Origin of the sequence: Bacillus thermotolerans (assembly GCF_000812025.2) — a bacterium.
Lineage (GTDB): Bacteria > Bacillota > Bacilli > Bacillales > Domibacillaceae > Quasibacillus > Quasibacillus thermotolerans.
In genome coordinates this window covers 52,405-62,667 of record NZ_JWJE02000019.1, presented here as the reverse complement: position 1 = coordinate 62,667, position 10,263 = coordinate 52,405, and the positions used below count along the sequence as shown (strand labels likewise).

12 protein-coding genes are annotated in these 10,263 nt (G+C 45.8%); all 12 read right to left on the bottom strand.

Translation table 11 applies throughout. The annotated features are described in order from the left end of the window. Window positions 1–119: 119 nt before the first annotated feature. A complete protein-coding gene (locus tag QY97_RS09715) occupies window positions 120–1,079 on the bottom strand; it encodes a PhoH family protein (RefSeq protein ID WP_039238316.1) in 960 nt (319 codons plus the stop codon). Continuing rightward, window positions 1,033–2,271 (bottom strand): sporulation protein YqfD, encoded by a 1,239-nt coding sequence (gene yqfD, locus QY97_RS09710; protein WP_046128711.1) that lies wholly within the window; start codon window positions 2,269–2,271, stop codon window positions 1,033–1,035. Before yqfD ends, QY97_RS09715 begins: the two co-directional genes overlap by 47 nt. A 12-nt stretch (window positions 2,272–2,283) precedes the next feature. Next, the gene (gene yqfC, locus QY97_RS09705; protein ID WP_039238315.1) at window positions 2,284–2,568 is read right to left on the bottom strand and encodes a sporulation protein YqfC; all 285 of its coding nucleotides are present in this window, start codon (window positions 2,566–2,568) and stop codon (window positions 2,284–2,286) included. Window positions 2,569–2,626: 58 nt separating this feature from the next. Next, a complete protein-coding gene (locus tag QY97_RS09700) occupies window positions 2,627–3,007 on the bottom strand; it encodes a hypothetical protein (RefSeq protein ID WP_039238314.1) in 381 nt (126 codons plus the stop codon). Window positions 3,008–3,038: 31 nt separating this feature from the next. After that, a complete protein-coding gene (gene floA, locus QY97_RS09695; protein ID WP_039238313.1) occupies window positions 3,039–4,034 on the bottom strand; it encodes a flotillin-like protein FloA in 996 nt (331 codons plus the stop codon). Window positions 4,035–4,045: 11 nt separating this feature from the next. Next, window positions 4,046–5,371, bottom strand: a complete 1,326-nt coding sequence (locus QY97_RS09690) for an NfeD family protein (protein ID WP_083965846.1) — start codon at window positions 5,369–5,371, stop codon at window positions 4,046–4,048. A 134-nt stretch (window positions 5,372–5,505) separates the two neighbouring features. Next, a complete protein-coding gene (locus QY97_RS09685; RefSeq protein WP_039238312.1) occupies window positions 5,506–5,952 on the bottom strand; it encodes a GatB/YqeY domain-containing protein in 447 nt (148 codons plus the stop codon). Between the two features lie 19 nt (window positions 5,953–5,971). Then, window positions 5,972–6,145 (bottom strand): 30S ribosomal protein S21, encoded by a 174-nt coding sequence (gene rpsU, locus QY97_RS09680; RefSeq protein WP_039238310.1) that lies wholly within the window; start codon window positions 6,143–6,145, stop codon window positions 5,972–5,974. 124 nt (window positions 6,146–6,269) lie between these two features. Beyond that, window positions 6,270–6,953, bottom strand: coding sequence for a deoxyribose-phosphate aldolase (deoC, locus tag QY97_RS09675; protein WP_039238308.1), 684 nt, complete (start codon window positions 6,951–6,953; stop codon window positions 6,270–6,272). Window positions 6,954–7,172: 219 nt separating this feature from the next. Beyond that, window positions 7,173–8,516 carry a tRNA (N(6)-L-threonylcarbamoyladenosine(37)-C(2))-methylthiotransferase MtaB gene (mtaB, locus tag QY97_RS09670; RefSeq protein WP_039238306.1) on the bottom strand — a complete coding sequence of 448 codons (1,344 nt, stop codon included), beginning with the start codon at window positions 8,514–8,516 and terminating at the stop codon, window positions 7,173–7,175. Between the two features lie 5 nt (window positions 8,517–8,521). Next, on the bottom strand, window positions 8,522–9,274 hold the full coding sequence (locus tag QY97_RS09665; protein WP_039238304.1) for a 16S rRNA (uracil(1498)-N(3))-methyltransferase: 753 nt from the start codon (window positions 9,272–9,274) through the stop codon (window positions 8,522–8,524). 45 nt (window positions 9,275–9,319) lie between these two features. Next, window positions 9,320–10,261, bottom strand: coding sequence for a 50S ribosomal protein L11 methyltransferase (gene prmA, locus QY97_RS09660; RefSeq protein ID WP_039238303.1), 942 nt, complete (start codon window positions 10,259–10,261; stop codon window positions 9,320–9,322). Window positions 10,262–10,263 lie beyond the last annotated feature (2 nt).

Below are 10,263 nucleotides of genomic sequence, written 5' to 3'. Positions count from 1 at the left end.
TAAGTACCTTGCGCTTCCTTAGTGGTTGGTCGATGTGTACCCCCACAGTGGACTCTCACCACCTAGATAGTTGCCATGCCTGGCACACAAGCAAAAACAGGCAGTCCGCAGACTGCCTGTTAACGATCAGCTTCCTCGTACGCTTGAATGATCCGGGCAACGAGCGGATGACGGACTACATCGCTTTGCTCCAGGTAAATGAAAGAGATAGAAGGCACCTTTCCCAGGACTTGTTCAGCAGAAACAAGGCCTGACTGTGCCCCTTTCGGCAAGTCGATCTGTGTACGGTCTCCAGTAATGACCATTTTTGAACCAAAGCCAAGTCTCGTTAAGAACATTTTCATTTGAGCTTTCGTCGTATTCTGTGCCTCATCTAAAATGACGAAGGCATCATCCAGCGTCCGGCCGCGCATGTAAGCTAAAGGCGCCACCTCGATTGTACCTCTTTCGATAAGGCGCTGTGTATGCTCAGCACCTAGTACATCATGAAGAGCATCATATAACGGGCGCAAGTACGGATCTACCTTTTCCTTTAAATCTCCTGGCAGGAAGCCAAGGCTTTCACCCGCTTCAACAGCAGGCCGTGTCAAAATAATCCGTTTTACTTGTCCAGTTTTCAAAGCATGAACAGCCATAACCACCGCTAAATAGGTCTTCCCTGTTCCAGCCGGACCGATTCCAAACACGAGGTCTCGCTTTCGGATAGCGGTTACGTAATCACGCTGTCCCAGCGTTTTAATACGTATTGACTTACCCTTTGCATTCTTAGTGATCTCTTCATCATACAGCTCATTTAAATATTCAATTGTGCCGCTTTTAGCCATTTGTGCGGCGTTAATGATATCGCGCTCACTAATATTAATTCCTTTGCGAATAATTAATATTAAACGGTAAATAATTTCCTTGACGAGTTCCGTTTTCTCTTCTTCACCCGCAATATGAATCGTTTCACCTCTTGTAACAATGGAAACGTCAAACTCCTCTTCTAATACCGTTAAGTTCTTATCGGATACGCCCAATAAGGCAGCTGCCTCATTCGGGTTCTCGAGTTGAATGTTCATTATGTTTTTTTCTGGCATTCTCTCTGTCTCCTTGAGTGATTGGTTTCCCTACTGCGATGTTTTCTAGTACTTGGAAGTGTACGGATAATTTTACTTTACCATTCCGAAACTCCCTCTGTAAAATTTTTTCTCCTTGAATAGCTGCTTTTTCGGACAGCTTGGCCTTTAAATCCTCCCTTGCCGCCTCTAAAGCACGCTTCTCCGCTTCCTGCCGCGTATAAGAGCGAAGAGACTGCTCACTCTCGTAATACGTGTGCTTGTTATACTTTATCGGGAGGCTAAAACCAAGGAAAGATATCGAATGCTCTTGCTCTTCCTTCTTATAATGAGCAAAAGAGTGACTTTTAAATCCCCATATCGGCAGGCTGAATTCTCCCAGCTCTAAAAAATGCTTATTCACCTGCTGGCCTGTTAACAAGTGGAAATGAGTTTCGGCCGGCATTTCGACAGATGTCCTGTACCAAGTCTCTCCAAGGACCTCTCCTTCAGCCCCTACTTCTCTCAGATTTCCCTCGGAGCCAATAAAGCCTGACACAAGCAGCTGCCCTTTACGGACAAACTGGTTTCTCTTTACAACGGCTTGTCCTTTCTCGACAAACAGCTTCGTTACGACCGCATCCTTCGCTGCCACAAGATGTCTCGATCCAGCTTGTTTCTTTTCCTCGGGCTCATTCTTCTCTACCACGCGAAAATGAAAGGTACTCCCTTTCATTTCTACACCAATCCACGTTAGCCCCTTGACACGGCTCAACAGCTTCTTCTGTACCGTTTCGGGGTCATCCATTTTGAGGATGAACTCTCCTTCTTCTACTCCTATATTCGCCAGCTCTTTGCGAATCTCATGCTCCATTTTCGGGGTCGCTCCATTGATGTCGATGCGCCAAACAATATTGGATAACAATAAGATGACAAATAAAAAGAGAAGCGCACCGATCACAAAACCTGCGTTCTTTAGGAGCCTTTTCCAGAGGAAAGGAAAGCCGTCTCCTTTTGAAAAGCGAACTTCTCCTTCAAAGTCCCGGGCCGCTCTTCTGATCTTGTGTATATGCGTAAGCGAGCAGGAGAAGGAAACTGTCCGCTCATCATGTCTTGTCACTTGCCAAACTGGAATACGGGAACGAATCAGCTGATTAATGAAACGTTCTGCCCCTTGTCCTTGTATATAGACGACAATAACCCCTTGAAAAAAAGCAAGCCACTGATTGTTCAAGGTTTTTCCCCCTTACCCTTCCAAATAAACGAGCTTCTCTACTTTCCCCTCAATTAGTATCTCTTCTGGCAGAATCGTCTTAATAGTGAAAGATTGGCCTTTAATCAGCAGCTGTCCTTTCGTCAACAGCAGCCGCACTTCCTTGTCCGAGAAGGTAAGCAGACCTCTATGATTTTCAATATAAATATGCAGCTGACCGATCATGGTAATACGGGGAAGGTCCATCATGACGTCCTCAGGCAAGTTCATCGACCTAGTCAGCCAGTTTTTCATCTGCTCTCCCCACTTTTTCCCCATAAAAAAGAACCCCCCTCTCTTTTCAAATGTATGAAAAGAGAGGGGGGAACATGTCAGTTTATTTCTTCCGCAACGCTTTCGGAGGGGCAAGGATTTCTGACCAGATTACACCTTTTGCAGCATCATCGGCAGTCAAGCGCAGATCGGGCTGCTCAGAAGCACGCTCCTGTCCCGTCTCGGCAGGCTCGTAACGGCTCAGCCGGCCAGTATGCCGCTCCTGCCTATCCAGCCCTTTTCGCCTTACTTCCTCGCGCGTTTTCTCTCCTACCCTTTCTTGCGCCCTTTCGGCACGTTGAACCGCAGGCTTTACCCGCTTTGCTTCGGCTGCCGGCGCTTTCTCTGTCGGAAGAGACGGCTTCTCCTTTTCTTTATCGCGCGATACCCATCCAGAAACCAGTGAAATGATCCCTATAATGATAGCGAAAATTAGCGATTCCATAAGAAGAGCCTCCTTTCCAGCCGTTCAGCTTTTATTTTTTATTATCCTCATCTTTTTTACCGCCGGCCATCTTGCCAATAGAACCGCGCATGTCCGTGTCAGCATCGATATTCTTATAGTTCATGTAATCCATGACACCAATGTTGCCGCTGCGCAGCGCTTCGGCCATAGCGAGTGGAACATCCGCTTCTGCCTCCACCACTTTCGCGCGCATTTCCTGAACACGCGCTTTCATTTCTTGCTCGTTTGCAACCGCCATCGCTCGGCGTTCCTCAGCTTTCGCCTGGGCGATATTCTTGTCCGCCTCCGCTTGCTCCTTTTGCAATTCAGCGCCGATATTTTTACCAATATCGACGTCAGCAATATCGATCGACAAGATCTCAAAGGCCGTGCCGGCATCTAGTCCCTTCGTTAGAACCGTCTGTGAAATCATATCCGGATTCTCAAGCACCTTCTTATGATTATCGCTCGAACCAATAGTGGAGACAATCCCTTCACCAACCCGGGCAATAATTGTTTCCTCCCCTGCACCACCGACTAAGCGGTCGATGTTCGCGCGAACGGTAATTCGAGCTTTCGCCTTTACTTCAATTCCATCCATCGCTACACCAGCGATGAACGGTGTTTCAATAACTTTTGGATTGACACTCATCTGTACAGCTTCCAGCACGTCCCGGCCAGCCAAATCAATCGCGGCACAGCGCTCAAAGGATAATTCAATGTTCGCACGTTGCGCAGCAATCAGCGCATTGACGACTCGGTCCACATTTCCCCCTGCCAAGTAATGGCTTTCCAGTTGATTCGTTGTTACATTTAACCCCGCTTTCGATGCTTTAATCATCGGGTTCACTACACGGCTGGGGATAACGCGCCGCAGCCTCATACCCACTAATGTGAATATGCTAACACGTACACCTGCCGCTAAAGCGGAAATCCAAAGCATCACCGGCACGAATGTAAAGAACACCGCCAGGATAATAATTCCTACAATGATAATACCAATCATAAATAATAAGCTTGGATCCATTCTTCTCCTCCTTAGTCTTCGATTTCCCGTATAACGATACGAGAACCTTCTACTTTTACAACTTTAATTCTCTTTCCTGCCGCAATGAAACCGCCTTCAGTGACAGCGTCAATTCGTTCTTCATCAATAATAGCTGTGCCTGCCGGCCGAAATGGTGTCTTTGTCACACCTGTCTTTCCAAGAAGCTCGGAGCGGTTCGTATTGGATACGTAGCCGCTTTCCGTGCTGGTGGAATCGGATAAAATTATTTTTCGGAAGAATTTCATTTTTTTACCAAACACCTTTACCATTAAAGTCATAGCAATAATTGAAACTGACAGCGCCACAATCAGTGAAAGACCCATCCATTTCATGCTTTCACCCGCCATTAAAATACTGCCTGTTACAGCGGCCAATCCTAGCCCTCCGGCAATTCCTCCTGGAAGGAAGATCTCCGCTACAATAAGCACAGCTCCGATGATGAACAGCAGAACAGATTCATACCCTGCCAGGCCAGCCACCAAATGACCGTAGAAAAACAGCAGCAATGAAGACAGACCGACTGCACCAGGAATGCCAAAACCCGGGGAATATAACTCTAAAACGAGCCCTAAACTGGCCAGCGACAACAGGATAGGAACAACAACCGGATTGGTTAAAAACCTGGCTAGCTTCTCAGACCAGCTTTCCTCCACCTCTACTACAGGAGCGCCTTCTGCCTTTTCGAGCTCTAGCACTTCTCCTATTCCGCTTACTGTTGCTTTTGAGTAACCAGTTTCCAGCGCCTCTTTAGATGAGAACGTCAGCAGCTTCCCCTTGCCTGCATTGTATTTTGGCAGATCAACGTCCGGATCAGCCATAGCGATGGCATAAATAGGGTCTAACCCGCTCGTTTCCGCTGCGCTTTTCATCGCTGAGCGCCAATAGCTCTGAGCTTTCTGGTCAGCCATGTTCCCTTCCTGATCAATGATGGCAGCAGCCCCCATTTGTGCATTCGGCACCATATAAATAGCGTCGGCATGCAGGGAAATAAACGCTCCCGCCGATAAAGCCCGGTCATTCACAAAAGCAACTGTGCGGATTGGCATTTCATCCATTAATTTCCCAATCTCTCCTGCTGCATCTACCGCACCACCAGGTGTGTGAATATCCAGAATAATTAACTGTGCCCCATTCTCTTTCGCTTCTTCAAAGGAACGTTTCATGAAGGCATGCAGCCCTTTTTCCACCTCATTATGCACTGGCACGACATACACCGGCTCTTCTTCTTGCGCCTGTACAGCCTCAGGCAGCAAAAGACTGAACACAAGCAGCAGCACTCCGGCTAAACGAACAAAGTGCTTTTCTATACAACTCACCGCCTTTCTAGTATATGCTTACCTATTTATACATACGTACATTCGCATCTAAAGGTTTCATAAATTGAAACACTTTATTAACATATGTAAAAAAGACGACAGAAACTCTGTCGTCTTTTGTGTAGTGTTGGTTTTTATGATAGCTTTTCCTGCACAAGGCGATTAACGAGGCCGCCATCGGCTCGTCCCTTCACTTTCGGCATCAAAGCACCCATTACTTTTCCCATATCCGCTTTAGAAGAAGCGTTGACTTCTGCGATTGTTTTCTCAATAATTTCAACAACCTCTTCTTCAGAAAGCTGTTCTGGCATATATGATTGTACGTAAGTCAGTTCAGTTTGAATCTTTGAAACGAGATCAGCGCGACCCGCTTTTTCAAATTCGTGGAGGGAATCTTTGCGTTGCTTAACTTCACGAGAAAGAACAGTCAGTTCTTCTTGATCGGTCAACTCTCTGCCGCCCTCTTGAATCATTTCATTCTGCAAGGCAGCTTTCAGCATGCGGATCACAGTTAATCTTTCTTTTTCTTTATTCTTCATCGCTTGCTTCATATCGCTATTTAAACGGTCGAGAAGACTCAAAGTTATACCCTCTCTCTATTTAGAACTTACGTTTTCTAGCCGCTTCTGATTTCTTCTTACGTTTTACGCTTGGTTTTTCATAGAATTCGCGTTTTCTGTATTCCTGCAACGTTCCAGTTTTGGAAACAGTACGTTTGAAACGACGTAGAGCGTCTTCAAGCGATTCGTTTTTACGAACAACTGTTTTTGACATATCTCTTTCCCTCCCTCCGAACACTTACGATTACATGTTTCCTATTGGAAAATCCATGTACTAGATAATTATAATGCAACTGGGCATAACGGTCAAGAAATTTCCTTTACATAAATAGCATACTTTATTTGCTCGTTTTCGTCTTGGCATCTTGAACGATATTTACACCAGAGCTTGTACCAATTCTTGTTGCTCCAGCTTGAATCATTGCGACTGCATCCTCGTGAGTTCTTACTCCTCCTGAGGCCTTGACACCAAGATCAGCGCCAACTGTTTTTCTCATTAACTGAACATCATCCAGCGTGGCTCCCCCATCGGAAAAACCAGTGGAGGTCTTCACGTAATGTGCACCAGCTTCTACAGCCAGGCGGCATGCCTTTTCTTTTTCTTCGTCCGTTAAGAAGCTCGTTTCGATAATTACTTTTACAAGTGCTTTTCCACGTGCTGCTGCAGTTACGGCTTGAATGTCACTTTTGACAGTCTCTTCATCTCCCGCTTTCAACGCACCGATATTGATGACCATATCTATCTCTGTTGCCCCATTATGGATGGCATCCTTCGTTTCATACGCCTTCACTTCAGTAGTAGAGGCGCCTAGAGGGAATCCGATCACGGTACATACCTTTACAGTCGTTCCTTCTAATTGCTCGCTTGCATAGGAAACCCAAAAAGGATTCACGCACACAGAAGCAAATTCATAAGCTCTTGCTTCCTCACAAAGCTTCTTAATTTGGTCCTTTGTCACATTCGCTTTTAGAAGCGTATGGTCAATTGTTTTTGAAATATCTTCAAACTGATTGATTGGCATATCGGCTAATCTCCTTTTACTCAAACAAATTTCTTTTTTATTGTGTCATAAGCTGAAAAAAATGCAAATGAAATACCTCAGCTCCCGGATGCCTTCTACAGATTCTCTGACCTTATTCATAAAATACCCATTTCTCGCAAGAATAAGCGGCCAGCTCCGTAAAAGAAAAAGCCTCTTCTGCCAATTACGCAGAACAGGCTTTCTATATAAGCTTCTTAATTAACGAGTCGGCTCCAGCTCACCGCTTACCACGCGAACAAACTGTCCCTCGTTATAAGGATAGCCGGCTTTTGTAATCTTCACCTTTGCAATCTCGCCTACCATATCCTCTGTAGCTGGGAAAACAACCTTTAGGTAGTTATCTGTGTATCCGACATAAAGTCCTTCTTCCGCTCCTTCTTTGAACGGTTCTTCCGGAATAACCTCCAGTACTTCCCCTTCAAATTGAGAAGCATATTCCTTCGCAAGCTGATCAGAAAGAGAAATCAAACGGTGAACCCGCTCGTTCTTCACTTCTTCATCAATCTGGTCATCCATCCGGGCGGCTGGCGTTCCTGTCCGTTTGGAATAAGGGAAGACATGAAGCTCAGAGAATTTATGTTCCTTTACAAAATTGTATGTTTCCATGAATTCTTCCTCTGTCTCGCCTGGGAAGCCAACAATTACATCAGACGTCACAGCAAGTCCTGGCAATGCTTCTTTCAAGCGGTTTAAGCGATCAGCAAAGAACTCCATCGTATACTTCCGCCGCATTCTCTTTAACACTGTATCAGAACCAGATTGAAGCGGGATGTGTAAATGTCTAACAACAATATTCGAACGATCAATCACTTCGATGACCTCATCTGTCAGTTGACTCGCTTCAATAGAAGAAATACGGATGCGCTTTAAGCCTTTTACCTGCTGCTCTAAATCCGTCAGCAGCATGGCCAGATTGTAATCCTTCATATCAGATCCGTAGCCGCCTGTATGAATGCCTGTTAGCACAATCTCTTTATACCCTGAATCTACAAGCTGCTGAGCTTGACGAATTACTTCTTCCGGGTCGCGTGAACGCATAAGGCCACGTGCCCATGGAATAATACAGAAGGTGCAAAAATTGTTACAGCCTTCTTGAATTTTCAAGGAGGCACGCGTACGATCTGTGAAAGCAGGTACATCCAGCTCTTCATATACACGGTTTTTCATAATGTTGCCTACACCGTTAATCGGCTGGCGTTCTTTCTTGTATTGCTCAATATAATCAAGCATTTTCACACGATCCTGCGTGCCGACAACGACATCGACCCCAGGAATGGCCATAATTTCTGCTGGAGATGTCTGTGCATAGCAGCCCGTGACACAAATGACTGCATCCGGATTCTTGCGCACAGCACGACGAATCACCTGACGACTCTTCTTATCTCCTGTATTTGTAACGGTACATGTATTAATCACGTAAACATCAGCTGTAGATTCAAACTCTACACGCTCATAGTCACGACTCTTAAACAACTGCCAGATGGCTTCTGTTTCATAATGATTTACTTTACATCCAAGTGTATGGAAGGCCACTGTTGGCATGGTATTCACCTCATTAATTCAAAATGGTAGGAAATAGCGGACAACGCGTACAAAGGAGCGGTCTCTGCGCGGAGGATTCTCGGCCCCAGGCCGCATGGAATAAAGCCTTCCTCACTCAGCTTTTTCGCTTCTTTCTCAGTTATGCCGCCTTCTGGTCCAAAAACAATAAACAATTTATCATTTTGCTTCATATCGCTTAACATGCGATGAAAGGCTGTTTTCTCACCTTGCTTGCTTTCTTCTTCGAACGCATATAATTTAAACCGATACGCCTGGCTCATCTCAATCAGCTGTTGAAGGCTGACTGGCTGATCCACCTCTGGCACAAGCGTCCGATGGGATTGTTCAGCTGCTTCCTTGGCAATCTTTCTCCAGCGCTCCGCCTTTTTAGCTGCTTTTTTTTCATCCCATTTAACGATGGAGCGATCGGCATGAAAAGGGACAAATCTGCTGGCGCCAAGCTCTGTCCCTTTCTGAACGATCAGTTCAAATTTATCCCCTTTCGGCAGGCCGCTCGCAATCGTAACAGCGATTGGCAGCTCTTTCTCATCATGCACCCATTCCGCTACAAAAGCAAGGGCGTAATCTTTGGCTATCTCTTCAATTTCTACCTCTGCTGATATATGGTCCGGGAAAACGGCATATACACGATCGCCCTCTTTTAAACGCATAACATGGGCCAGGTGGTGGAAATCTTCCCCTTCAATCCTCACCGTTCCCTCACTTCCAGGATGTTGCTGTAAGAAATACCGCTGCACAATCGTCCCTCCATTACTCGAGTATCTTGCTGCCAAAGGCAGCAGCTACTGCTTCTTCGCAATAATTGCGACCCAGTCTTCCATTATAACCGTTTCTTCCACAGTAAACCCTGCTTTTTGAATAGCTGTCTTTACATCTTCCTTCTTTTGCCCGATGATGCCTGATGAGATAAAGCAGCCGCCTGGCTTCACCTTCTCAGCAGCATCATCAGCAAATGAAATGATAACATCGGCCAAAATGTTAGCTACAATCACATCGGCCTGTCCGTTAATGCCATCAAGCAGATTACCTTGCAATACGGTTACTTTCTTATCTGTCTTATTTAGCTCTACATTCTCTCTTGCTGACTTCACGGCTACCTCGTCAAGATCTAACGCGGTGACTTCACCAGCACCTAATAAAGCCGCACCAATACTTAATACGCCTGAACCTGTACCAACGTCCACGACATGATCGCCTTCTTTCACATAACGCTCCAGTGCTTGCAGGCACATAACAGTTGTCGGATGTGTACCTGTTCCAAAGGCCATCCCAGGGTCCAGCTCAATAATCAATTCGTCTGTAGAAACAGGCTGATAGTCCTCCCAGGTAGGCACGATCGTAAAACGCTCAGAGATCTTGACCGGATGATAATATTGTTTCCAGGCCGTTGCCCAGTCTTCCTCGTCCACTTCAGCTGTTGTTATCTCGTTTCGCCCGATATCAATATCATAGTTGGCCAGGTTCTTTATCGATTCTTTTATATCCTCTACCGTTTCAGCCAAGAAGCTGGTCACTGGCAAGTATGCTTTCACGGTGACTACATTTTCTGCAGGATAGTCCTGAGGGTTAAGCTCATAAATTTCACCGAAACGATCCTCTCGTTCCTTTGTCAATTCAGCTGGATCCTCAATGACTACTCCGCTTGCGCCCGCTTCATGCAAAATATTCGAAATTGGTTCCACTGCTTCATTAGTCGTTTGAATGCTAATTTCGGACCACTTCATGT

Coding starts and splice junctions, on each gene's coding strand:
- deoC (WP_039238308.1), bottom strand. CDS start 6,953: ATGCCAATCAATCAGTTTGAAGATATTTCAAAAACAATTGACCATACG.
- QY97_RS09715 (WP_039238316.1), bottom strand. CDS start 1,079: ATGCCAGAAAAAAACATAATGAACATTCAACTCGAGAACCCGAATGAG.
- prmA (WP_039238303.1), bottom strand. CDS start 10,261: ATGAAGTGGTCCGAAATTAGCATTCAAACGACTAATGAAGCAGTGGAA.
- floA (WP_039238313.1), bottom strand. CDS start 4,034: ATGGATCCAAGCTTATTATTTATGATTGGTATTATCATTGTAGGAATT.
- yqfC (WP_039238315.1), bottom strand. CDS start 2,568: ATGGGGAAAAAGTGGGGAGAGCAGATGAAAAACTGGCTGACTAGGTCG.
- QY97_RS09700 (WP_039238314.1), bottom strand. CDS start 3,007: ATGGAATCGCTAATTTTCGCTATCATTATAGGGATCATTTCACTGGTT.
- mtaB (WP_039238306.1), bottom strand. CDS start 8,516: ATGCCAACAGTGGCCTTCCATACACTTGGATGTAAAGTAAATCATTAT.
- rpsU (WP_039238310.1), bottom strand. CDS start 6,145: ATGTCAAAAACAGTTGTTCGTAAAAACGAATCGCTTGAAGACGCTCTA.